Here is a 22,356-nt window from a genome sequence, read left to right as displayed (position 1 = left end):
TCTCACTTGCAGTCCTTGAAGTAGGGAATCATGCCGAACTGTTTGGCGCGGCCACTGATGGCGCACATCCACGAGTCGATAAGCAAGGCGCTGGGCGCGTTGAAGCTGACCGCGTTCGCGTCACCGGTGAGGTTGGTCGCTTGCCGGGCGAAGACCGGAGTGACCTGTAGCAGGTTACGCAGCAGATCGTCGTGTTTGGCCATCAGATCGGTGAACTCGTGCATGTCTTTCAGCAGCGTGTCCACCCCGGATCGGTCGTTGACCACGATCTGGTTCATCGTGTCAACCAGGGTGGTGATCGATTGCATCAGGGCGTGGAACACCGCGCGCCGCGCGACGAAGTGGCCCAGCAGGTCCTGGGCCTGGTCGACTAGGTTGCCGATGCCGGCCTGCTGGCGGCGCAGCGTGTTGCTGACCTGCTCGGTGCTCTTGAGCAACTGGCCGAGCTGGTCGCGGCGCTGCGCGATGATTGACGACAAGGTCTCAATATTGGCCATGGCCTGCGGCACCACTTCGGGCAGACCCCGCATTTGCTTGCCGAGCACCGTCAGCGATTGCGCAAACCGGTCGGAGTCGACCTGCTCGAAAGTGGTTGTGGCGTCTTGCAATGCAGCTTGCAGATCGTAAGGGACTTCGGTGTGCGATAGGTCGAATGTGTTGTTGGGCAGCGACCCCGCGCCGTCGGGCGCCAAAGATAGATAGCGCGAGCCGAGGATGGTCGTCACCCGGATTGAGGCTTTCGAATCCTTACCCAGGGCAACACTATTCTTGATTTTCAGGCCGGCTTCGACGTGGTCGCCGACCAGTTTCATACTGGTGACCTCGCCCACCGGGATTCCGGCCACCGTGATGGGGTTGCCCGGCCGCAGCGATGCCGCCTGCAGGAATTCGGCGGTGTAGTGCCGATAGCCGGCACCGAACGTGTGGATCGCCAGCATGGTTCCGATCAGCACGGCGACCACCGCCACCGCGATCGAACCGAGCCACGTCTTGCTGTAACTCTCCAGCGGACGTCTGCGGATCCGCTGCCACCTGGTCATATCACTCATCGCCGACATTCCTGCATCTCGGTGTGTGCATGGCCCGGTTACCGGGGGTGGCAGCGTTGACGATGATCGGCACGACGTCGTTGAGACCGGGGAAGAATCCGAAGATGTTGACGTCGCACAGGTAGGCGTTGCCGTAGGCGCCCTGGTTGGAGATCCGCGTCAGGCCTTTGAGCAGCAGCGGCACGTTGTCGCCGAAGAACGCCACCTGCGGTTCGATATTCAGCACATGCCGGGTGACTCCGGGTTGGCGGTCGATGAACTGACGCAGCGCCGGGTAGTCGTCACGGGCAGCCTTGGCCAGATTGCCCATCATCCGTGCCACCGAACCCATCGAGGCCTGCAACTCCGGTCGCCGCTGGTCGAGGGCAGCGACCACCTCTCGGGTCTGGGTAATCACACCGTCGAGGTTGTCGTTCTGCGCGGCGAGGTTGACGACCACCTTATTGAGGTTGGTGATCACATCACCGAGTGCCTGATCTCGTCCGGCGAACGTTTCGGTGAGAGTTGAGGTTTGGGAGATCAGCGTGGTAATCGAGGCGGTGTCGCCCTGCAGCGACTCCAGGACGCCCTTGGTCAGATTGTCGGCGTCGCGCGGGTTGAGCAGGCTAAACAGCGGCTCGTAGCCATTGAGCAGCGCGGTGACGTCAAACGACGGGTCGGTCCGCTCGACGGGGATGGTGCTACCGGGCGGGACCTGAGCGTGGCTCCCGTCTTTTCCAAGTGACAGCCCAAGGTAACGCTGCCCGACGATATTCTGATACGTCACCGACGCCACGGTGTTGCCGAACAGGTGCTGCTCCTGCTGCACCACGAAAGAGACTTTTGCGAGTTTGCCTGTAAGTTCAACCTTTTCGACTCGGCCCACTCGAACACCGGCCATCCGGACGTCATCGCCCTCCCGCAGCCCGTACACGTCGGTGAACATTGCCGAATACGGTTCGGTGTCGCCCGCGACGTCGCGGCGCAGGCTCGAATACACCAGCCACGTCAATACCACGGCGATCACCATGAATAGGGACAGGCCGATCAAGGGGCCGCGAAATCTCACTTGGCCTCCCCGCTCGCCGGGGGATGAACCAGCGACACCGTGGTGCCGCGGGCAACAGGTCCCAACAACAGTTCGGTGGCGGCGGTGGCAGGTCGACCGGTGATGACGCCCAACATGGTCCGCTCGTAGTCGCTGCCGACCGGACCGACATTGCCACCGAAGGATGACGGGGCCACTGATCCCGGCGCCGGCGGTCCCAGCAGGGGTGGCGGGGGGACAGGCCCGTGCGCCGGCGGAGCCGGATCGGGTTCGTCGGGGTTGACACCGGTCCGGATCGGTGGTGACGGGGGCGTGAACGGCGGAAGTGGCGGATTGCGGTCTTCGAGGCTGGGATTAGGGATCGTCATCGGCGGGCCGACCACTACCAGATTGCCGTCCGGGCCCACCACCGTGCCCGGCGGTGGCGCCAGACTCTTGGGTGGCTGATAGTTCTGCGGGAGAAGCGATTCCGGCAGAGCAGGCTTGTTCGGCACCAGTGGCGCGGTGAAGCAGCTAGGTCCCTTCAGTTCACCGTAGTGTGGACAATCGGCGCGGGAGTAGGCGAAGGTCTGACTAAACGAAAGCCGGGCTCTCATGTTGCCCACCCCCAATTGGGGGTCCCAGACCTCTTCCATGAACTTCCTGGCCAGATTGTTCAGCTTGACCACCGCGGGCAGAAAGTTGTTGGAGCGCATTGCTAGCACGCCAACCACCGGTGTGAGTTCAGAAGAGATTCGGATGAGCTGGTCCATATGGTGGTCGAAGGAGTCGTGCACGGTTCCCAGCGTGGATCGCGCGTCGCCGAGCAGCCCGGTCAGTTGTCCCCGCGTTTCGGCGAAGGTCTGCATCGGCCCGACCGCCTCGTGCAACGCGTCGAGCAGATCGGGCGCGGTCGCCTGCAGTCCCTGCGTCGCGTCGAGCAACGCCGACACCGTCGACGGCCCAGCGTCGGTGCTGACGATCGAATTCAGTTCGTCGATAACACGAGTCAGCTGCTTGCCGCTGCGTAGCAGCGCCGGCCGACGGTGGTCGGTGGCCGCTCCGAGCGCCGCCAAAATGCCCACCGACCTGTCCTCCCGGCCGCGACCGGTGGCGGCGAGCAGGTCACGCAACTTGCTGATGGTGGTTTGGAACAACACCGTCGGCAGGTTCTTGTCCTCCTGGATATGCGCACCCGGTCGGATGATCGGTCCGGGTCCATTGCCGACCAGTTGAACCGACGATACGGCGAACACGTTGCTGGGTACTACGCGTGCGGTTACCGCAGCCGGAATCGACTTGGCGTAACCGGGTTTCAAGTTGATGTGGACAAAGTTGGGTCTGCCGTGTTCGGCGGGCACCACGTCGTCGACCATGCCGACGAGCACCCCGTGGTACTTGACGTCCGATTTCTGCGGCAGGCCGTCACCTACGTTGACCAGATCGGCCACAACCGGGACGTAGTTGTCGAGGCGTCCGGTTGATTTGAACAGCAGCCCGGCGGTGACAAGCGAGGCGACCACCACCACCGCCAGACCGCAGCCGAACAGCTGCCGGTCTGACGGTCCGCGCCCGTCGACGTCAAATGAGTTGGCGTTCAAGCTAACCACCGAACCTAGCGCCGGAGTCGACTCCCCACAACGCCATGGTGAGCAGCATGTTGACCATGATCATTACGGTGATGCTGGCCCGCATACCGTGCCCGGCCGCGACCCCAACACCCTCGGGGCCACCACTGGCATAGAAGCCGAAGTAGCACTGCACGGTCGAGGCGATCCAGACGAAAATGATCGCCTTGAACAACGAATAGATGATGTCCTTGCCGTCCAGCATCAACGCGAAGTAATGCAGGTAGGACCCCGTGGATCCGCCGCTGCTTATCTGGACGACTACCTGAGTGGTCAGGTAACCGATGGCCAGACACGCCGCGTACAGCGGAATCATCGCGATCACGGAAGCGATCAGACGGGTGGTCACCAGGTACGGAATCGGCCGGATCGCAATCGATTCCATGGCATCGATCTCTTCGGCGATCCGCATCGATCCCAGCTGCGCAGTGAATCGGCAACCGCCCTGCATCGCGAACGCCATCGCCGCCATCAGCGGCGCCAACTCCCTGGTGTTGACTAACGACGAAATGAAACCGGTCGCCGGTCCCAGGCCAAGCAGGTCGAGGAAATTGTAACCCTCGATGCCGACCAGGGCGCCAACGGTCACGCCGAGAACAACGGCAACGCCGGCGGTGCCGCCACCTACCACGATCGAGCCATTGCCCCAGGTGATGTTTGAGAGCAGGCGAAGAAACTCGCCGTTGTAGTGGCGCAGGGTAAGTGGGATGGCAGCCAGTGCCCGAACGAAGAAGACCAGCATGTGTCCCAACCGCTCGATCGGCTTGATCGACCGGCGGTAGAGCCGGAGCAGGCGCGCGCTGACCGGCGCAAAGGGCAGATAGGGAGAAGCGGTCACGTCACAGCCCTGTCCTGGGCGACAGCATGATGTAAAGCTGGCTGATGGCGACGTTGACGATCATCAGCAGCAGGATCGATTCGACGACGGCCGCGTTCACCGAATTGGCGACGCCCGTCGGACCCCCCTTGGTGGACAGTCCTTTCTGCGCCGACACGATCGCCACAATCGCACCGAAGATGACCGCCTTGAGCAGCGCCAGGATCATGTCACCAGTGGTGGCGAACGACGCGAAGGTCGCGACGAAGCTGCCGGGTGCGCCGTTCTGGAAGTACACGTTGAACATGTAGCTGGCGAAGAAGCCTACGAAGCAGACGACGCCGGTGAGCGCGACGCCGATCATGATGGCGGCGGCGAAGCGGGGTACCACCAAACGGCGGATCACCGATACACCCATCACCTCCATGGCGTCGGTCTCTTCGCGCATTGTTCGGGAACCCAGGTCGGCGGTAATGGCTGAGCCGACGGCAGCCGCCATTAACACCGCCGCCACCAGGGAAGCGCCCTGCCGGATGACCGCGAGCCCGCTGGCCGCGCCGGCCAGCGACGTGGCACCCACCTGCCCGGCCAGCAGCGCGAACTGGATGGACAGCGTCACGCTGATCGGCAGCGACACCAGGATCGTCGGCAATACGGCAGTGCCGGCCATGAACGCGCCTTGGCGCACGAACTCCTGCCATTGAAATCGCCGGCTGAACAGATCTCTGAAGAACCATTCGACTGTGCGCACCCCGAGAACGAACTGCTCGCCGACGGTGCGCAGCGAGGCGACCGGGTGCCGATCGACGTAGCCGTAGCCCCAGTCCTTGATGGCCTCGACGCCCTCGTCAGGGCGTTCGTTGCGCACATCGGGTTCTGGGTGCGTGGTCATATCAGCGCGACCGGCGGCCGTTCGAGCAAACGCAGCATGTATTCAATCACAACCCGAAACCGATTTTCATCGACACTCTCCCCACCATCGAATTCGATCAGTGCCGAGCAGAAGGATTGGTTCCGTTGGCGGAACCACCATTTACATGGGCGCCAACGTACCCATAATTCTGCAGGTTAATAGAGTTTCGGGGTATGACGGTAGCCTACTTGATAGGCACTTTCAATAGTGTAGAGTCACCCATCTACCGTGCATGCGGAGATTGCGATGTCGTGTTCACTATTAGACACACGAGGGTGACGGCATGTCCTCAGCAAATACCGAGTCGTTGCGGGACAGGCGACGCGCCCAGTTGTTGCTACAGATCCAGCACACCGCGCACGAGCTATTCGCCGAGCGCGGGTTCGACGCAGTGACCACCGAGGACATCGCTTCTGCCGCCGGGATTTCGATCAGCACCTATTTTCGGCACGCGCCGACAAAGGAAGGTCTGCTGATCGATCCGGTCCGGGATGCCATCAGCGAGATCGTTATGTCCTACAGTGCCCGGCCGGCAGGGCAGTCAGCCGTCGAAGCGTTGATCGACCTCTTCGTCGAACACGCCAAGATCGCCAGCGAAGTCAATTTAGATACCTGGCAGCGGGCCGTCGCGACTGCGCCGCACCTGCTGAAGAAGACGGCACTGGTAAGCGAAGACGATTACCGCAAGTTCGTCGAGCACGTCGCTGCCCGAATGGGCGTCGACGCGTCGGCCGACATCCGCCCGGCACTGCTGGTCCACACCAGCCTGGCGACCATCCGGTTCGTCATCGACCGCTGGTTGACCGCGACGGACTTCCCAAGCCCGCCGATGTACGTGGAGATGGAGCACGCGTTGCGGTTGACCTTAGCTGGCTTCGAATAATTATCACGTTGTCCCACAAGCGTTTTGGCCCGATTGCTTTTAAGCATCTATTTCTCCGACTCGTCGTTTATTCGTCGTTTGCTGTGGCCCTTTGACCTGTTCCAAGGCGTTCCGTAACCGCGCGCAGGCGTCCCGCGGGGAGAGCGCGAGGCGGGTTTGGCCGGCGAGCTAGTTCTGCCATTCGGCCCCTGTGGGCGCCTTCGCGAACAGGTCGCGCGAGGCGTGGAGGTCGAACCACGTCGCGGTGTTGGAGGCGGCGAAGGCGGGAAACGTGGGCACCGAGGTACGGGAAACGTGGGCACCGAGGTATTGGTCAGCAAGGCCGGCCACGTCCGCGTTGATCCCGCCCTCGCTGGTGGGTGGATCAATTTCTTTGCTGGTCAGCGTTGTCGGCCGGCCGAAAATAAAAGGTCAGAGGGCTAAACACCCTCTGACCTGTGGGGTGAGTGACGGGACTCGAACCCGCGACATTCAGGATCACAACCTGACGCTCTACCAACTGAACTACACCCACCACGACCGCTGGCCGACCCAACGAACAAGCGGCGACGTCGATATTAACCGCTCGGGTGCTCGTCGGCCGAATCGTTTCCCGCCGGTGCGTCGGCTGCGGTCTCAAGACTCGCGACGGCCATCGCGATTTCGCTGGTGGAAGGCCCGGGCTGGGGCACAAAAGCGGTGCGACGGTAGTACTGCAGTTCCCGGATGGATTCGTGGATATCGGCCAGGGCCCGGTGCGCGAGCCCCTTGGGGGGCTGCCCGAAGTAGATCCGCGGGTACCAGCGCCGACAGAGTTCCTTGATCGAGCTGACGTCGATCATCCGGTAATGCAGGAAAGAATCCAGGGTCGGCATGTCGCGGGCGATGAAGGAGCGGTCGGTGGCGATCGAGTTACCGGCCAGCGGCGCGGTCTTGGGCTGCTTGACATGTTCGTGGATGTAGTCGAGCACCATGGCCTCGGCGGTGGCGACGTCGACAGCCGAGGCCTTGACCTCGTCGGTCAGGCCGGATCGTGCATGCATCTCCTTGACCACATCGATCATCGAGGACAACGCGGCCTCCTCGGCGTGGATCACCACGTCGATGCCCTCGCCCAGAATGTTCAGATCGGCGTCGGTGACCAAGGCGGCAATTTCGATCAACTTGTCCGAGCCCAGGTCCAGCCCGGTCATCTCGCAGTCGATCCACACCATTTCGTCGCGCACAGCGCACACACTAAGCCCACATCAAGGCCGCGCGCTGCTCGGACCCGTCCGGGACCAGGCAAGTAGTGTGAGCCGCGTTGCTTTCAACGGCACGGGAAGGACGCGGCACGATGAGCGCTGAATCGGCAGAGACCCCCGCCAAGACAATCGCCGCAGGTTACGCCCTCGAAGGTCAGGCCTTGGAGTTGGGCACGGTGGTGGTCGACGGGCAAGCCGACCCGACCGCCCAGGTTCGCATCCCGCTGGCCACGGTGAACCGGCACGGCCTGGTGGCCGGGGCCACCGGAACCGGCAAGACCAAGACGCTGCAGCTGATCGCCGAACAGCTCAGCGCGGCGGGAGTGCCGGTGTTCATGGCCGACGTGAAGGGTGACCTGTCCGGACTGTCGCGCCCCGGCGAGCGCACCGACCGGACCGCTGCACGCGCCAAGGACACCGGGGACAACTGGGAGCCGCAGGGATTCCCGGTCGAGTTCCTGTCGCTCGGGACCGGCGGAATCGGGGTGCCGGTACGCGCCACTGTCGACAGCTTCGGGCCGGTGCTCTTGTCGAAAGTGTTGGGGCTCAACGCGACTCAAGAGTCGACGTTAGGGTTGATCTTCCACTGGGCCAAAGACAAGCGTCCGCTGGTCACTCTGGGGCAGTTGCGCGACACTATCAGCTACCTGACCAGCGAGGAGGGCAAAGCCGACCTCAAGTCGCTAGGCGGGGTGTCGTCGACGACGGCGGGCGTCATCCTGCGGGCGTTGGTGAATCTTGAAGGCGAAGGCGGCGATACGTTCTTCGGCGAGCCCAAGCTCGACCCCCAAGATCTGCTGCGCACCGACAACCAGGGCCACGGCATCATCTCTTTGCTCGAATTCAGCGGTCAATCGGTGCGTCCGGTCATCTTCTCGACCTTCCTGATGTGGTTGCTGGCTGACCTTTTCACTCAGCTTGATGAGGTCGGGGATATCGACAAACCCAAACTGGTGTTCTTCTTCGACGAGGCGCACCTGCTGTTCTCCGACGCGTCTAAGGCTTTCCTCGAACAAGTCGAGCAAACGGTCAAGCTGATTCGCTCCAAGGGCGTCGGGGTGTTCTTCTGCACCCAGCTGCCCACCGATCTACCCAATGACGTGTTGTCTCAGTTGGGTGCCCGCATCCAGCACGCGCTACGCGCATTCACCCCCGACGACCAGAAGGCGCTCAGCAAGACGGTCCGCACCTACCCGAAAACCGATGTCTATGACCTGGAGTCGGCGCTGACGTCGTTGGGTATCGGCGAGGCCGTGGTCACGGTGCTGTCGGAAAAGGGCGCGCCCACCCCGGTCGCGTGGACCCGCATGCGGGTGCCCAGGTCGCTGATGGCGGCCATCGGCACAGACGCCGTCACTGCCGCGGCCAAGGAGAGCCAGTTGCAGGCCAAGTACGGCCAGACGGTCGAGCAGCCCACCGAGCCGCCACCCGCGGTTCCCTCGGGCGCACAACCGCCTTCGGTTCCAGGATCTGATTTACCGCCCGTGCCAACGGATTACGAGCTGCCGCCGATGCCGGCGCCCGCCGAGCCCAAGGGCCCCCCGGTGTGGAAAGAGGTGCTGAATAGTCGGGCGGTGACGAGCGGCATCAACACCGTGTTGCGCGAATGGATGAAAAGCGGCCGCCGGAAGCGTTAACGGGCTGCCGCGCTATCCGCCGCCGAGCTTCTTATAGAAGGCCCCGACGATCGGCGCCACGATGGCCCGGGGGGCGTAGCCGCTTGCCACCGACATCGCCTTGGACGTCAGACCCGGAACAATCCGCATCTTGTTGCGCTCCAAGGCATCCAGCGACACTTGGGCGGTGTGCTCGGTGGAGATCCAGAGGAAATCGGGCACCAGTTTCTCCACCAGCGAGCGTTCGTCGCCTTCGGGCAGGTCGGTTCGCACCGGTCCGGGGGCTAGTAGCGTGACGTGCACTCCGTGCTTGCGTACCTCGCCGCGCAGGGACTCGCTGAAGGTGTTCGCGAAGGCCTTGGTCGCGGCATACGTTGCGTTGTAGGGAATTGGCGAATTCCCGGCGGCCGAGCCGGAAATCAGGATGCCACCGGCCTTGCGTTCGATCATGCCGGGTAGTACGGCAAGCGTAAGGTCATGCACGGCAACGGCATTCAATTGCACCTGGGCTTTCTCGCCGGCCGGATCCAGCTCCGCGACCGGCCCAAACGTCGCGGTGCCGGCGTTGGCGCACAGGATTGAGATAGGCCTGCTGGTCAGCTCGTCGCACAGCTTCGCGCGTTCGGTCGGGTCGGCAAGATCGGCCGGACGCACCTCGACGGCGACGCGGTACTTGTCCACCAGGCGCGCGGCCAGGGCGGTCAGCAGTTCCTCGCGCCGCGCGGTGATGATCAGGCTGTGGCCGCGCGCGGCCAGCTCGCTGGCCAGCGCCTCGCCGATGTTCTGCGACGCGCCGGTGACTACCGCGCGGGCGTCGGGACTGGGTGCGGGAATCGGCATGACGACGATCGTAGACAGTGCGCGGGGATGGCCGGGCGCGCCGGGTCGCTGCCAATGTGAATAGGCTGCCGAGCATGGCTGACCCGGGGCTCGGTACTCCCACGCGTTCTCGAGTATGGGCCTGGGCATTGTGGGATTGCGGTCAAACCGGTCTTAGCGCCATCACGGCAACCTTCGTCTTCTCCGTGTATCTGACCCACAGCGTGGGCGTCGGCGCGCCGCTGGGCGCTACGCCAATCAGCTGGTTGGAGCGGGCCGCAGCCTCCGCCGGAGTGACGATCGCGGTATTGGCGCCCCTTGTCGGGGTATGGGTGCAGTCGCCGCATCGGCGGCGAGTGGCCCTGGCCTTGCTAACCAGTATGGCGGTGGCGCTGACCTGCTCGATGTTCCTGATCCGCGACGAACCTGGATACTTTTTCGTCGGCTTGGTGTTGTTGGCGGCGACCGCCGCCTGCGGTGACCTGGCCAGTGTCCCGTACAACGCGATGCTGCGTCAGTTGTCGACGCCGGCAACGGCCGGCCGGATCTCGGGATTCGGCTATGCGGCGGGCTACGTCGGCACCGTCGTGCTGCTGATCGTGGTCTATCTGGGCTTCATGACGGGTGAGGGCGACCGTCGGGGGCTGCTGCACCTGTCCAATGCCGGGGGCATGAATGTCCGCGCCGCGATGCTGCTGGCTGCGGCATGGATGGCGAGCATGTCGTTGCCGCTGTTGCTGGTGGCACACCGCCTCCCCGATGTCGGTGTGGTCATGCAGCCCGCCACCACCCTGCTGGGCGGTTATCGCAGACTGTGGGCCGACGTCATTTCGGAATGGCGCCGCGACCGCAACCTCGTCTACTTCCTGGTGGGTAGCGCGCTCTTCCGGGACGGACTGGCCACGATATTCGGGGTAGGGGCGGTGCTGGGCGTCAATGTGTACGGCCTCGCCCAGGGGGACGTGCTGATCTTCGGCGTCGCCGCGTGCGTAGTGGCAGCGGTTGGCGCGGTGCTGGGCGGTTTCGTCGACCACCGGGTCGGGTCCAAACCGGTCATCGTCGGTTCCCTGATCGCGATCCTCGCCGCGGGAGTGGCGATGTTGGTGCTGTCGGGGCCGCTGGCTTTCTGGATGTGTGGGCTGACGCTGTGCCTGTTCATCGGACCTTCGCAATCCTCGTCGCGCGCATTGCTGCTCCGAATGGCCCAGCACGGCAAGGAGGGCGTGGCGTTCGGTCTGTACACGATGACGGGTCGCGCGGTGGCATTCCTGGCGCCGTGGCTGTTCTCCGTCTTCGTCGATGTATTCAAGGCGGACCGGGCCGGGCTGGGCGGCATCATCGTGGTGCTCATGGCCGGGCTGCTAGTGACCTTGGTCGTGCGGGTGCCCAGACCCGACTCAGAGCGGAGCGTCGCAGATAGTTAAGCCCTGGCCGGTGCGCTGTCGCACCTGAACCCCGCCCACCGTGACCGAGCAGGTGACGTTGTGGCCGATGTTGACAACGGTGACGCTGGGGGGATGAGTCGACGACGTCGACAGACTGACCTGCTTGGACCAGGGCAACGTCACGTTGAATTCGGTCTGAATCAGGTCGCCGGAGTCAAGGTAGACCACGCTAATCGCACGGCCCTCTCCGGTGACGCTGTAGACCACCGATTGCATCGCGCCCGGCACCGTCGAGGTGTCTGGTGGTGTGGTGCTCGGCGGGGCAGTGGTGCGCGGCGGCCTGCGGGTGGTGGACGGAGGGGCAGTCCGCGTGGTCGGGGGTGCGAAAGTGGTGGTGGGGCTGGACATCGGCGGCAGCGGCTCGAACGCGGTTTGCTGTCGGCCCGACTGGTTGGCAATCACCAGGGCGATGACCAGCCCGATGACGACCAGGACCAGCGTGCCTGCGGTGAGCCACAGCCATCGAGGCGAGCGGGAGGGCGGGGAGTCTGAGGGCGGCTTCTCGTCTGGCGGCGGCCCGTCTTGTTGCCAGTACTGTGGCGGCAACTGTTGGGTCGGAGCGGGTTGGTAGCTGCCCGGGCCCCACGGGGCACTGCTGCCACCGTAGTTATACGGCATGTCGTCGGCGTAGGCCGGATAGTCGACGACCGAATCCTGCGGGTCCTGCGGCCGCGTCGAATGAGACCCCTGTTGCGGGGGACCGTAATTCTGGGGTCTGCGTGGATCGCTCATGCCACTTCGCAGGGTACCTGGGTACGTCGCGGCGGCGCTGAAATGCCAATGGCACCCGTGGGGTGTGAGGAGGTCACCTACTGATCGGCCGCTTTGAGAGCGGCGATCGTCATTGCCCGCATGATGGCGCGGGACCGGACCGCTCGCGCCGATTTGGTGTCTGCGGATTTCATGCTGTGCTGCGTGGAGTTCAGCAGCCCGAACACCGCGTGCGCCATCAGCCGCGCATCGGCTTCGGCGAGCTCGGGGTTCAGTTCACGCAGCACCCCTACCCAGATCTCCACGTACTGGCGTTGAGCCTTGCGCACCTGTCGCTGCGCGGTCGCGGGGAAGTGGGAAAGATCACGATCCTGGATGCGGATGAGATCTGGTTCGCCGAGTGCGAAGTCGAGATGAAAGTCGATCAGTCCGTCCAGGGTGGCGGCCGCGTCGTCGCCGCGGTCCGCGACGGCACGCGCCCCCGCGAGCAGTCGGGCGCTCACTCCCACCAGCAACTCGACGAGCAACGACTCCTTGTTCGGGAAGTGTCGGTAGATCGCCGGACCGCTGACGCCCGCTGCGGCGCCGATATCTTCGAGGCGAACCGCGAGGAAACCTCGTTCGGCGATCAACCGTTCGGCGGCCGCGAGCAATTGCAGCCGCCGGTCGGACTTCAACTGGCTGCGACGATTCGGGGCTTCCCGCCGGCCAGGTTCCCCATCCGGGGCGGACGCTGCCATACCGGCCTCCTGGACATGTCGGTTAATCTTCACTAACCTAGCACCCAATCACCTGCCGGAGGAACCGTGGCAACTCCGCTTTCCTACGAACAGGGTTCGAGCACGCCTGCGCTGCTCGAGACCACCATCGGCACCAATCTTGCAGACACCGCAACCATATTCGCTGATTGCGACGCGCTGGTCGACGTTACGGCGGGGCGGCGCTGGACATACGCCGAGTTCCTGGCCGACGTGCGCCGTTTGGCGGCCGGGCTGCTGCGGGCAGGGATCGCCACGGGTGATCGCATCGGCGTGTGGGCCCCCAACCGCTGGGAGTGGGTGCTGGTCCAGTACGCCGCCGCCGAGATCGGTGCGATCCTAGTGAGCATCAATCCCGCGTACCGTGCCCGCGAATTAACTTATGCGCTAAGGCAATCCGGTGTAGTGATGGTGATAGCTGCGCCGGGTTTCAAGGATGCGGACTATGCTGCGATGCTGGCGGAGACGGCACCGGACTGTCCTGAGCTACGCGACGTAGTGCTCATGGGCAGTCAGCGCTGGGCCGAACTGGCTGAGGCCGACGCCGACGCTGCTCGCTTGCAGGCCATCGCCGCGACCTTGGTGTCCACCGATCCGGTCAATATCCAATACACTTCCGGCACAACGGGATACCCGAAGGGTGTCACCCTCAGCCACCGCAACATCCTCAACAACGGCTACCTGGTTGGCGAGCTGTTGGACTACACCGAGACGGACCGAATCTGCATACCGGTGCCGTTCTACCATTGCTTCGGCTTGGTTCTGGGCAACCTGGCGGCCACCAGCCACGGCGCCTGCATGGTGATCCCGGCGCCGGGTTTCGATCCCGGCGCGACCCTGCGCGCTGTCCAGGACGAACGCTGCACCAGCCTCTACGGTGTGCCGACGATGTTCATCGCCGAACTTGCGCTGCCAGAGTTCGACGCCTACCGGCTCGACAGTCTGCGCACTGGCATCATGGCCGGCGCCACGTGTCCGGTCGAGGTGATGCGCAAGGTGATCGAACGTATGCACATGCCAGGGGTTTCCATCTGCTACGGCATGACCGAGACATCTCCGGTAGCCACGCAGACGCGCACCGACGACCCATTGGAGCGACGGGTGGAAACCGTCGGGCGCGTGGGTCCGCACCTGGAGATCAAGATGGTGGATCCGGCGGGTGCGACGGTGCCTCGGGGTGTGGCCGGAGAGTTCTGCACGCGCGGCTACTCGGTGATGTCGGGTTACTGGAATGAGCCGGATAAGACCGCCGAGGTCCTCGACGCGGACGGATGGATGCACACTGGCGACCTGGCGTCAATGGACGCAGAAGGATACGTGCGCATCACCGGACGAATCAAGGACATCGTCGTGCGCGGGGGCGAGAACATCTCGCCGCGCGAGATCGAGGAGTTCCTGCACACCCATCCCGACGTCGTCGATGGGCACGTCATCGGGGTACCTGACGAACGCTACGGTGAGGAACTGATGGCAGTGGTCAAGTTGCGCGAAGGGTCGGCTGAGCTGACCGTGGAGCGGTTGCGCGAATTCTGTCTGGGCCGCATCGCCCGGTTCAAGATCCCGCGCTATGTATGGATTGTCGACGAGTTTCCGATGACCGTCACAGGCAAGGTTCGCAAGGTCGAGATGCGTGCGCAAGCGATCGAGTACCTGGCCGGTGAGCAATAGCCCCGCGTGGTCCGGCCTCCCTGGACCTGTCGCTATGCAGATGGTATTCTCACTATCCAGTTAATGATTATTAACTCAAATCGTGAGACGGGGCGGCAATGGACAAAGTGGTGGCGACCGCTGCGGAAGCAGTCGCTGACATAACTGACGGGTCGTCACTGGCCGTCGGCGGATTCGGGCTGTGTGGTATCCCCGAGGCGTTGATCGCTGCGTTGGCCGACAGTGGGGTGACCGATCTGGAGACGGTGTCCAACAATTGTGGCGTCGACGGAATCGGGTTGGGAGTGTTGCTGGCACACAAGCGAATTCGCCGGACCGTTTCATCCTATGTGGGGGAGAACAAGGAATTCGCCCGGCAGTTCTTATCCGGTGAACTCGAAGTCGAGCTGACCCCTCAGGGCACACTGGCCGAACGGTTGCGTGCTGGCGGCCTGGGCATTCCCGGCTTCTACACTCCGGCCGGGGTCGGCACTCAGATCGCCGACGGTGGGCTGCCCTGGCGCTACGACGCGTCCGGCGAGGTAGCTGTGGTGTCGCCACCCAAGGAGACCCGCGAATTCGACGGCATCACTTACGTTCTCGAGCGGGGAATCCGCACCGACTTCGCGTTGGTGCACGCCTGGAAGGGCGACCGGCACGGCAACCTGGTGTATCGCTACGCCGCCGGCAACTTCAACCCCGAGTGCGCGCCGGCGGGCCGCATCACCATCGCCGAGGTCGAGGAGTTGGTCGAGCCCGGCGAGATCGACCCGGCCACGGTGCACACGCCGGGCGTTTTCGTGCAGCGCGTCGTGCATGTTCCTAATCCAGAGAAGCGGATTGAGAAAGAGACGGTGCGATGACCGCGGCGACGACGATGCAGAGCGTTGCGATGAGGAGGAGTGCCGTCATATGGGCGGCGACGACGATGCAGAGCGTTGCGATGAGGAGGAGTGCCGTCATATGGGCGGCGACGACGATGCAGAGCGTTGCGATGAGGAGGAGTGCCGTCATATGGGCGCGACGACGATGCAGAGCGTTGCGATGAGGAGGAGTGCCGTCATATGAGCTGGAGCAGAGACGGGATGGCTGCCCGGGTGGCATCAGAGTTTGAGGATGGCCAGTACGTCAACCTCGGCATCGGCATGCCCACCCTGATCCCTAACCACCTTCCCGAGGGCATTCATGTAGTCCTGCACTCGGAGAACGGGATCCTCGGCGTCGGCCCCTACCCGCGCCCCGAGGACGTCGACGCCGACTTGATCAACGCTGGCAAGGAGACGGTCACCACGCTGCCGGGTGCGTCATTCTTCGGCTCCTCGACGTCATTCGGCATCATCCGCGGCGGCCATCTCGATGTGGCAGTCCTTGGGGCCATGCAGGTTTCGGTGGCCGGCGATCTTGCAAATTGGATGATCCCGGGCAAGATGGTCAAAGGCATGGGCGGGGCGATGGATCTCGTGCATGGCGCCCGCAAGGTGATTGTGATGATGGAACATGCTGCCAGGGACGGCAGCCCGAAGATCCTCGAGCGATGCACCCTGCCGCTCACCGGCGTGGGCTGCGTCAACCGGATCGTCACCGAGCTGGCAGTGATCGACGTCCGCGACGACGGACTGCACCTGGTCGAGACCGCTCCCGATGTGTCGGTTGAAGAGGTGCTGTCCAAAACCCAACCACCACTGAATCTTTCGGGTCTGGTGACTCGATGACCACAACTATCGCGCCGTCGTTCGCTGACGAACACCGCCGGTTGGTCGCCGAACTCAACGACAAGCTGGCCGCCGCCGCACTTGGCGGCAACGAGAAAGCCCGGGAACGCCACGTCAGCCGCGGCAAGCTGCTGCCCCGCGATCGGGTGGACCGGCTACTCGACCCGGGTAGCCCGTTTTTGGAACTGTCCGCGTTGGCCGCTAACGGCATGTACGACGACGAATCCCCGGGTGCGGGGATCATCACCGGAATCGGGCGGGTGTCTGGCCGCGAATGCGTGATCGTCGCCAACGACGCGACGGTCAAGGGTGGCACTTACTACCCAGTCACGGTGAAGAAGCATCTGCGTGCGCAAGAGGTCGCACTGCAGAATCTGCTGCCGTGCATTTACCTGGTCGACTCCGGCGGTGCATTCCTGCCGAAACAAGACGAAGTGTTCCCGGACCGCGAACACTTCGGCCGGATCTTCTACAACCAGGCGACCATGAGCGCCAAGGGAATTCCGCAAGTAGCCGCGGTGCTCGGCTCGTGCACGGCGGGCGGTGCCTACGTGCCGGCAATGAGCGACGAAGCCGTCATCGTGCGCGAGCAGGGCACGATTTTCCTGGGAGGCCCGCCGCTGGTGAAGGCAGCCACCGGGGAAATCGTCACAGCCGAGGAACTCGGCGGCGGCGACCTGCACTCGCGGGTCTCGGGCGTTACCGACCATCTGGCCGAGGACGACGAGGACGCGCTGCGCATCGTCCGCAAGATCGCCGCCACATTCGGGCCACGCGAACCGGCGCAGTGGGACATCAGCCCCTACGCCGAGCCCGGCTGCGCACAGACCGAGCTTTACGACGTGGTGCCCCCGGACCCGCGGGTGCCCTACGACGTGCACGAGGTAATCGTGCGGTTGGTCGATGGAGGTGAATTCAGTGAATTCAAGGCCAACTACGGCAAATCTCTGGTAACCACGTTCGCGCGTATACACGGACATCCGGTGGGCATCATCGCCAACAACGGGGTGCTGTTCAGCGAATCCGCGCTCAAGGGAGCGCATTTCATCGAGTTGTGTGACAAGCGCAAGATTCCGCTGCTGTTCCTGCAGAACATCGCCGGATTTATGGTCGGCCGCGACTACGAGGCGGGCGGTATCGCGAAGAACGGCGCGAAAATGGTCACTGCCGTGGCCTGTGCCCGGGTGCCGAAGCTGACCGTGGTGATCGGTGGGTCCTATGGTGCGGGCAACTATTCGATGTGCGGGCGGGCGTACTCGCCGCGCTTCTTGTGGATGTGGCCCAATGCCCGGATTTCGGTGATGGGTGGTGAGCAGGCGGCGTCGGTGCTGGCGACCGTGCGGGGCGAGCAGCTTTCGGCGTCCGGCAAGCCGTGGTCTCCCGGGGACGAGGAGGCGTTCAAAGCGCCGATCCGCGCGCAATACGAGAATCAGGGCAATCCGTACTATTCCACCGCCCGGCTGTGGGATGACGGCATCATCGACCCTGCCGATACTAGAACCGTTGTTGGGCTTGCTCTTTCACTGTGTGCGCATAGTCCGCTCGAATCGGTTTCCTACGGCGTCTTCCGGATGTGACAGATGTTTGACACCGTCTTAGTGGCCAACCGCGGCGAGATCGCGGTTCGGGTGATCCGGACTCTGCGTCGGATGAACATTCGGTCGGTCGCCGTCTACAGCGACGCTGACGCCGGTGCTCGCCACGTCGCGGAGGCCGACACGGCCGTGCGGCTGGGTCCCGCGCCGGCCCGGGAAAGTTACCTTGACATCGCCAAGGTGATTGACGCCGCGCAGCGTTCCGGGGCGCAAGCGATCCATCCCGGATACGGGTTCCTCTCCGAGAACGCCGATTTCGCTGCGGCGTGCGACCGCGCTGGTGTGGTGTTCCTGGGTCCGCCCGCACATGCCATCGAAGTGATGGGTGACAAGATCGCCGCCAAGAACGCGGTCGCTGCCTTCGACGTGCCGGTGGTCCCCGGCATCGCGCGGCGCGGGCTGACCGATGACGAACTCGTCGCGGCTGCCGCCGAGGTGGGCTACCCGGTGCTGGTGAAGCCGTCCGCTGGCGGTGGCGGCAAAGGTATGCGGATGGTGGAGGACCCGGCGCGCCTGAGCGATGCTCTTATCAGTGCCCGCCGCGAAGCGAGCTCCGCTTTCGGTGACGACACTCTGTTCCTAGAGCGTTTTGTGTTGCAGCCCAGGCACATTGAGGTGCAAATCATTGCCGACAAGCACGGCAGCGTGGTCCATCTCGGGGAACGCGAGTGTAGCCTGCAACGGCGTCATCAGAAGGTGATCGAGGAAGCACCCTCGCCGCTGCTGGACGCGGCAACCCGGGCGCGCATCGGTGCCGCGGCGTGCGATACCGCGCGCAGCGTCGACTACGTCGGTGCCGGCACGGTGGAGTTCATCGTCTCCGGCGACCGTCCCGACGAGTTTTTCTTCATGGAGATGAACACCCGGCTGCAGGTGGAACACCCGGTCACCGAAGCGGTCACCGGACTCGACCTCGTTGAGTGGCAATTGCGGGTCGCTGCCGGGGAGAAACTGGGCTTCGCGCAGGACGACGTCGAGCTGACTGGTCATGCGATCGAGGCGCGGGTGTATGCAGAGGATCCCGCCCGCGGATTCCTGCCCACCGGCGGCCGGGTTCTCCATGTGATCGAACCGTCCGGACCCGGTGTCCGCGTTGACTCTTCGTTGCAGGCGAATACGGTAATAGGCAGCGACTACGACCCGATGCTGAGCAAGGTGATCGCCCACGGCGCCGATCGCGCCCAGGCGCTGGCGCGCCTGGACCAGGCGCTCTCGCATACCGCCGTGTTGGGTGTGCAGACCAACGTCGAGTTCCTGCGTTTCCTGCTGGCCGACGAACGGGTGCAGGCAGGTGACCTCGACACCGCGCTCTTAGACGAGCGGTTGGCCGACTTTGCCCCGTCGCCCGCGCCCGACGACGTGTTCGCCGCCTCTGGACTCTACGTCCAATCGGTGCTGTCGCGGCGCGCCGGCGACGATCTGTGGGCGGCACCAAGCGGTTGGCGGGTGGGTGGCGCCACGGCACCTGTCCGCACGGCGATGGGGACGGCGTTGCGGACCGAGACAGTGTCCGTGCGCGGTGTGCCCTCGGCGGCCACCGTGCAGATTGGTACCGGCGAAACTAGCAGTGCTAGTGCAGAACTCAAGCAAAATCGGCTGACGGTGACGCTGGATGGTGTACGGCGCGATTACCGCTTGGCCGAGGCCGACGGGCACCTGTGGATCGCCGACGAACGCGGCACTTGGCACATCCGCGAGGCCGAGGAGCACAAGATCCATCGCGCCGCGGGGGAGCGGCCCGCCGAGGTGGTCAGCCCGATGCCGGGCAGCGTCATCGCGGTGCAGGTCGAATCCGGGGCTCAGGTGTCCGAGGGTGACGTGGTGGTGGTGGTGGAGGCGATGAAGATGGAACACTCTCTGGCCGCACCGATTTCGGGCCGAGTGGAGGTGCTGGTCGGTGTCGGCGATCAGGTGAAGGTCGAACAAGTGCTCGCGCGACTGATACCGGAGACAGAACAAGAAGAAGGCAAGGGTTGAGGATTATGACGACGACCATTCCCGCCGGGACGTTACCCAAGGAATACGAGGACCTACGCGATACGGTGGCTGATTTCGCGCGCTCTGTGGTGGCGCCGGTGTCGGCGAAACATGATGAAGAACACAGCTTTCCGTACGAGGTTGTCGCGAAGATGGGCGAGATGGGCCTGTTCGGCCTGCCGTTCCCGGAAGAGTACGGCGGTATGGGTGGCGACTACTTCGCATTGGCGCTCGCGCTCGAGGAACTCGGCAAGGTCGACCAGTCGGTGGCGATCACGCTGGAAGCGGGTGTGGGGCTGGGCGCGATGCCCGTCTACCGGTTCGGCACCGAGGAGCAGAAAAGCAAATGGTTGCCCGACCTGGTAGCCGGACGCGCACTGGCCGGCTTCGGGCTTACCGAGCCGGGTGCGGGCTCGGACGCGGGTGGCACCCGAACCACCGCCCGGCTGGAGGACGGCGAGTGGATTGTCAATGGCAGCAAGCAGTTCATCACCAACTCCGGCACGGACATCACCACTCTGGTCACCGTCACCGCCGTCACCGGCGAAATCGCCGACGGTAGAAAGGAGATCTCGACGATTATCGTCCCGAACGGCACACCGGGATTCATCGTCGAGCCCGTCTACAACAAGGTCGGATGGAACGCGTCCGACACCCATCCGCTGACTTTCGACGACGCGCGCGTCCCCGAGGAGAACTTGCTTGGCGTCCGCGGTAAGGGTTACGCGAATTTCCTGTCGATCCTGGACGAGGGCCGTATTGCGATCGCTGCGCTGGCCACCGGAGTTGCACAAGGCTGCGTAGACGAGAGCGTGAAATACGCCAAGGAACGGCAGTCGTTCGGCCAGCCGATTGGGTCGTATCAGGCGATCAGTTTCAAGATCGCGCGCATGGAGGCCCGAGCTCACGTGGCGCGCACGGCCTACTACGAGGCGGCAGCAAAGATGTTGGCCGGCAAACCGTTCAAGAAGGAGGCGGCGATCGCGAAGATGGTGTCCTCGGAGGCGGCGATGGACAACGCCCGGGACGCCACTCAGATCCACGGCGGATACGGTTTCATGAACGAGTACCCGGTGGCGCGTCACTACCGCGACAGCAAGATCCTCGAAATCGGTGAGGGCACAACGGAGGTGCAATTGATGTTGATCGCGCGATCTTTGGGCCTGTCATGAGCAGTCCCACCGCGCCCGAAAGTGAATCCGGCGACACAAAGTCGGTGAGTCGCGACGCGGGATTCACAGTCGGCGAAGGGGATGGCAGGAGAATCATCCAGCGCGGTCTGTGGTTCGAGGAGTTCGAGGTCGGTACGACATATCTGCACCGGCCGGGTCGCACCGTTACCGAGGCCGACAACGTACTGTTCACGACGCTGACGATGAACACCCAGTCGCTGCACCTAGATGCGGCGTGGGCGGCCGAGCAGCCCGGCTTTCGCGGTGAGCGCTTGGTGAATTCGATGTTCACACTGTCCACCCTGGTCGGATTGTCGGTGGCACAGCTGACACTGGGGACCATTGTCGCCAACCTCGGTTTCGCCGAAGTGTCGTTCCCGAAGCCTGTTTTTCACGGCGACACCCTCTACGCGGAGACGGTCTGCACCGGCAAGCGAGAGTCGAAAAGCCGCCCCGGCGAGGGCATCGTCACCCTGGAACACACCGGCCGAAATCAGAACGGCGAGGTCGTTGCGCGGGCCGTGCGCACCACGCTGGTGCAGAAGCAGCCGCTGGGGGAATCGTGAGCCTGCGTGAAGCCGGCCCCGGCTGGCTGTTCTGCCCGGCCGATCGTCCTGAGCGTTTCGCCAAAGCCGCCGCTGCCGCCGATGTGGTTATCCTCGACCTCGAAGATGGTGTGGCCGAAGCCGATAAGCCTGCCGCTCGTGCGGCATTGCGGGACAATCCCCTTGATCCGGCGCGGACCGTGGTGCGGATCAACGCCGCGGGCACCGATGACTACACGCGCGATCTGGAGGTTCTGGCCGAGACCGCCTACACCACGGTGATGCTGCCTAAGACCGAGTCGGCGGCTCAGGTGGTCGCGCTCGCACCGCGCGACGTGATCGCGTTGGTGGAGAGCGCGCGCGGTGCCGTGTTCGCCACCGAGATCGCCGCCGCGGAGGGCGTCATCGGAATGATGTGGGGCGCTGAGGATCTCACGGTCTCACTTGGTGGCAGCTCCAGCCGGGGCCCGGACGGCCGCTATCGCGACGTGGACCGGCATGTGCGGTCGACGATATTGCTCGCGGCGTCCGCTTTCGGCCGCCTCGCTCTGGACGCTGTGCACTTGGATATCCGTGATGTTGACGGTCTGCGCGACGAGGCCGTCGACGCCGCCGCGGTCGGCTTCGACGTGACGGTATCCATTCACCCCAGCCAGGTCGCTGTGGTACGCAACGCTTATCGGCCAAGTGAGGACAAGCTGGATTGGGCTCGCAGGGTTCTGGCCGCGGCGAAGACTGAGCGCGGGGTGTTTGCGTTCGAGGGGCAGATGGTGGACTCGCCGGTGCTGCGGCATGCGGAAGTGATGTTGCGCCGGGCTGGGGAATCGGTACCTGACTGAC

At 64.0% G+C, this 22,356-nt stretch carries 22 protein-coding genes and 1 tRNA gene; 12 read left to right on the top strand and 11 right to left on the bottom strand.

The genetic code is table 11. The features are described from left to right. Window positions 1-2: 2 nt before the first annotated feature. The 5 genes from H0P51_RS19445 to H0P51_RS19425 are packed head-to-tail and all read right to left on the bottom strand — an operon-like array spanning window position 3 to window position 5,392. Entirely contained in the window at window positions 3-1,049 is a 1,047-nt protein-coding gene (locus H0P51_RS19445; RefSeq protein ID WP_180914533.1) for an MlaD family protein, read from the bottom strand. Continuing rightward, on the bottom strand, window positions 1,042-2,097 hold the full coding sequence (locus H0P51_RS19440; protein ID WP_180914532.1) for an MCE family protein: 1,056 nt from the start codon (window positions 2,095-2,097) through the stop codon (window positions 1,042-1,044). Before H0P51_RS19440 ends, H0P51_RS19445 begins: the two co-directional genes overlap by 8 nt. Then, complete coding sequence (locus H0P51_RS19435) at window positions 2,094-3,656, bottom strand: MlaD family protein (RefSeq protein WP_180914531.1); 1,563 nt, start codon at window positions 3,654-3,656, stop codon at window positions 2,094-2,096. Before H0P51_RS19435 ends, H0P51_RS19440 begins: the two co-directional genes overlap by 4 nt. 1 nt (window position 3,657) lies before the next feature. Then, window positions 3,658-4,521: an MlaE family ABC transporter permease gene (locus tag H0P51_RS19430; protein WP_180914530.1), complete on the bottom strand. Its 864-nt coding sequence runs from the start codon at window positions 4,519-4,521 to the stop codon at window positions 3,658-3,660. Window position 4,522: 1 nt separating this feature from the next. After that, window positions 4,523-5,392 carry an MlaE family ABC transporter permease gene (locus tag H0P51_RS19425; protein WP_180914529.1) on the bottom strand — a complete coding sequence of 290 codons (870 nt, stop codon included), beginning with the start codon at window positions 5,390-5,392 and terminating at the stop codon, window positions 4,523-4,525. A gap of 304 nt (window positions 5,393-5,696) precedes the next feature. Between H0P51_RS19425 and H0P51_RS19420 the strand changes: the two genes are divergently transcribed. Continuing rightward, the gene (locus tag H0P51_RS19420) at window positions 5,697-6,296 is read left to right on the top strand and encodes a TetR/AcrR family transcriptional regulator (RefSeq protein ID WP_180914528.1); all 600 of its coding nucleotides are present in this window, start codon (window positions 5,697-5,699) and stop codon (window positions 6,294-6,296) included. A 168-nt stretch (window positions 6,297-6,464) separates the two neighbouring features. On the opposite strand, the gene H0P51_RS19415 is transcribed toward H0P51_RS19420, so the two are convergent. From H0P51_RS19415 to orn, 3 genes are all read right to left on the bottom strand, one after another. Continuing rightward, window positions 6,465-6,626: a hypothetical protein gene (locus H0P51_RS19415; protein ID WP_246398085.1), complete on the bottom strand. Its 162-nt coding sequence runs from the start codon at window positions 6,624-6,626 to the stop codon at window positions 6,465-6,467. Window positions 6,627-6,734: 108 nt separating this feature from the next. Then, window positions 6,735-6,810: transfer RNA gene (locus tag H0P51_RS19410), tRNA-His, on the bottom strand. Window positions 6,811-6,853: 43 nt separating this feature from the next. After that, window positions 6,854-7,501, bottom strand: a complete 648-nt coding sequence (gene orn / locus H0P51_RS19405) for an oligoribonuclease (protein ID WP_180914527.1) — start codon at window positions 7,499-7,501, stop codon at window positions 6,854-6,856. Between the two features lie 110 nt (window positions 7,502-7,611). On the opposite strand from orn, the gene H0P51_RS19400 reads away from it, so the two are divergent. Then, a complete protein-coding gene (locus tag H0P51_RS19400) occupies window positions 7,612-9,156 on the top strand; it encodes a helicase HerA-like domain-containing protein (RefSeq protein WP_180914526.1) in 1,545 nt (514 codons plus the stop codon). A 12-nt stretch (window positions 9,157-9,168) separates the two neighbouring features. Here the strand turns inward: H0P51_RS19400 and cmrA are convergent, their stop codons facing one another. Next, entirely contained in the window at window positions 9,169-9,975 is an 807-nt protein-coding gene (gene cmrA / locus H0P51_RS19395; protein WP_180914525.1) for a mycolate reductase, read from the bottom strand. A 74-nt stretch (window positions 9,976-10,049) separates the two neighbouring features. Between cmrA and H0P51_RS19390 the strand changes: the two genes are divergently transcribed. After that, the gene (locus H0P51_RS19390; protein WP_180914524.1) at window positions 10,050-11,378 is read left to right on the top strand and encodes an MFS transporter; all 1,329 of its coding nucleotides are present in this window, start codon (window positions 10,050-10,052) and stop codon (window positions 11,376-11,378) included. On the opposite strand, the gene H0P51_RS19385 is transcribed toward H0P51_RS19390, so the two are convergent. Continuing rightward, window positions 11,352-12,131 (bottom strand): MmpS family transport accessory protein, encoded by a 780-nt coding sequence (locus tag H0P51_RS19385; protein ID WP_180914523.1) that lies wholly within the window; start codon window positions 12,129-12,131, stop codon window positions 11,352-11,354. The two genes, H0P51_RS19390 and H0P51_RS19385, sit on opposite strands and share 27 nt — an antisense overlap. Before the next feature lie 77 nt (window positions 12,132-12,208). Next, window positions 12,209-12,850, bottom strand: a complete 642-nt coding sequence (locus H0P51_RS19380; RefSeq protein ID WP_180914522.1) for an SACE_7040 family transcriptional regulator — start codon at window positions 12,848-12,850, stop codon at window positions 12,209-12,211. Between the two features lie 66 nt (window positions 12,851-12,916). Here H0P51_RS19380 and H0P51_RS19375 point away from each other — a divergent pair, with 66 nt between their 5' ends. The 9 genes from H0P51_RS19375 (at window position 12,917) to H0P51_RS19335 (ending at window position 22,355) form a co-directional block, all read left to right on the top strand. Beyond that, window positions 12,917-14,536, top strand: a complete 1,620-nt coding sequence (locus tag H0P51_RS19375) for an AMP-binding protein (protein WP_180914521.1) — start codon at window positions 12,917-12,919, stop codon at window positions 14,534-14,536. Between the two features lie 98 nt (window positions 14,537-14,634). Beyond that, complete coding sequence (locus tag H0P51_RS19370; protein ID WP_180914520.1) at window positions 14,635-15,378, top strand: CoA transferase subunit A; 744 nt, start codon at window positions 14,635-14,637, stop codon at window positions 15,376-15,378. Window positions 15,379-15,427: 49 nt separating this feature from the next. Continuing rightward, window positions 15,428-15,583 carry a hypothetical protein gene (locus H0P51_RS19365; RefSeq protein ID WP_180914519.1) on the top strand — a complete coding sequence of 52 codons (156 nt, stop codon included), beginning with the start codon at window positions 15,428-15,430 and terminating at the stop codon, window positions 15,581-15,583. Next, window positions 15,580-16,227, top strand: coding sequence for a CoA transferase subunit B (locus H0P51_RS19360; RefSeq protein WP_180914518.1), 648 nt, complete (start codon window positions 15,580-15,582; stop codon window positions 16,225-16,227). The genes H0P51_RS19365 and H0P51_RS19360 overlap by 4 nt, the downstream gene beginning before the upstream one ends. Next, on the top strand, window positions 16,224-17,804 hold the full coding sequence (locus H0P51_RS19355) for a carboxyl transferase domain-containing protein (protein ID WP_180914517.1): 1,581 nt from the start codon (window positions 16,224-16,226) through the stop codon (window positions 17,802-17,804). Before H0P51_RS19360 ends, H0P51_RS19355 begins: the two co-directional genes overlap by 4 nt. Window positions 17,805-17,807: 3 nt before the next feature. Beyond that, window positions 17,808-19,799, top strand: a complete 1,992-nt coding sequence (locus tag H0P51_RS19350) for an acetyl/propionyl/methylcrotonyl-CoA carboxylase subunit alpha (protein WP_180914516.1) — start codon at window positions 17,808-17,810, stop codon at window positions 19,797-19,799. After that, window positions 19,796-20,971: an acyl-CoA dehydrogenase family protein gene (locus H0P51_RS19345; RefSeq protein WP_180914515.1), complete on the top strand. Its 1,176-nt coding sequence runs from the start codon at window positions 19,796-19,798 to the stop codon at window positions 20,969-20,971. The genes H0P51_RS19350 and H0P51_RS19345 overlap by 4 nt, the downstream gene beginning before the upstream one ends. Then, window positions 20,968-21,537: a MaoC family dehydratase gene (locus tag H0P51_RS19340; protein ID WP_246398084.1), complete on the top strand. Its 570-nt coding sequence runs from the start codon at window positions 20,968-20,970 to the stop codon at window positions 21,535-21,537. Before H0P51_RS19345 ends, H0P51_RS19340 begins: the two co-directional genes overlap by 4 nt. Then, window positions 21,534-22,355, top strand: coding sequence for an HpcH/HpaI aldolase/citrate lyase family protein (locus H0P51_RS19335; protein WP_180914514.1), 822 nt, complete (start codon window positions 21,534-21,536; stop codon window positions 22,353-22,355). Before H0P51_RS19340 ends, H0P51_RS19335 begins: the two co-directional genes overlap by 4 nt. The last annotated feature ends 1 nt before the right edge of the window (window position 22,356 follow it).

Origin of the sequence: Mycobacterium vicinigordonae (assembly GCF_013466425.1) — a bacterium.
Taxonomy (GTDB): domain Bacteria; phylum Actinomycetota; class Actinomycetes; order Mycobacteriales; family Mycobacteriaceae; genus Mycobacterium; species Mycobacterium vicinigordonae.
Note: the sequence above shows the minus strand (reverse complement) of the source record. Positions and strands in the feature narration are given on the sequence as shown.

Excerpts from the sequence above, each read along its gene's own strand:
- cmrA (WP_180914525.1), bottom strand. The coding sequence starts at position 9,975 with ATGCCGATTCCCGCACCCAGTCCCGACGCCCGCGCGGTAGTCACCGGC.
- H0P51_RS19340 (WP_246398084.1), top strand. The coding sequence starts at position 20,968 with ATGAGCAGTCCCACCGCGCCCGAAAGTGAATCCGGCGACACAAAGTCG.
- H0P51_RS19425 (WP_180914529.1), bottom strand. The coding sequence starts at position 5,392 with ATGACCACGCACCCAGAACCCGATGTGCGCAACGAACGCCCTGACGAG.
- H0P51_RS19370 (WP_180914520.1), top strand. The coding sequence starts at position 14,635 with ATGGACAAAGTGGTGGCGACCGCTGCGGAAGCAGTCGCTGACATAACT.
- H0P51_RS19380 (WP_180914522.1), bottom strand. The coding sequence starts at position 12,850 with ATGGCAGCGTCCGCCCCGGATGGGGAACCTGGCCGGCGGGAAGCCCCG.
- H0P51_RS19390 (WP_180914524.1), top strand. The coding sequence starts at position 10,050 with ATGGCTGACCCGGGGCTCGGTACTCCCACGCGTTCTCGAGTATGGGCC.
- H0P51_RS19445 (WP_180914533.1), bottom strand. The coding sequence starts at position 1,049 with ATGAGTGATATGACCAGGTGGCAGCGGATCCGCAGACGTCCGCTGGAG.
- H0P51_RS19400 (WP_180914526.1), top strand. The coding sequence starts at position 7,612 with ATGAGCGCTGAATCGGCAGAGACCCCCGCCAAGACAATCGCCGCAGGT.
- H0P51_RS19385 (WP_180914523.1), bottom strand. The coding sequence starts at position 12,131 with ATGAGCGATCCACGCAGACCCCAGAATTACGGTCCCCCGCAACAGGGG.
- H0P51_RS19355 (WP_180914517.1), top strand. The coding sequence starts at position 16,224 with ATGACCACAACTATCGCGCCGTCGTTCGCTGACGAACACCGCCGGTTG.
- H0P51_RS19365 (WP_180914519.1), top strand. The coding sequence starts at position 15,428 with ATGGGCGGCGACGACGATGCAGAGCGTTGCGATGAGGAGGAGTGCCGT.
- H0P51_RS19350 (WP_180914516.1), top strand. The coding sequence starts at position 17,808 with ATGTTTGACACCGTCTTAGTGGCCAACCGCGGCGAGATCGCGGTTCGG.
- H0P51_RS19360 (WP_180914518.1), top strand. The coding sequence starts at position 15,580 with ATGAGCTGGAGCAGAGACGGGATGGCTGCCCGGGTGGCATCAGAGTTT.
- H0P51_RS19420 (WP_180914528.1), top strand. The coding sequence starts at position 5,697 with ATGTCCTCAGCAAATACCGAGTCGTTGCGGGACAGGCGACGCGCCCAG.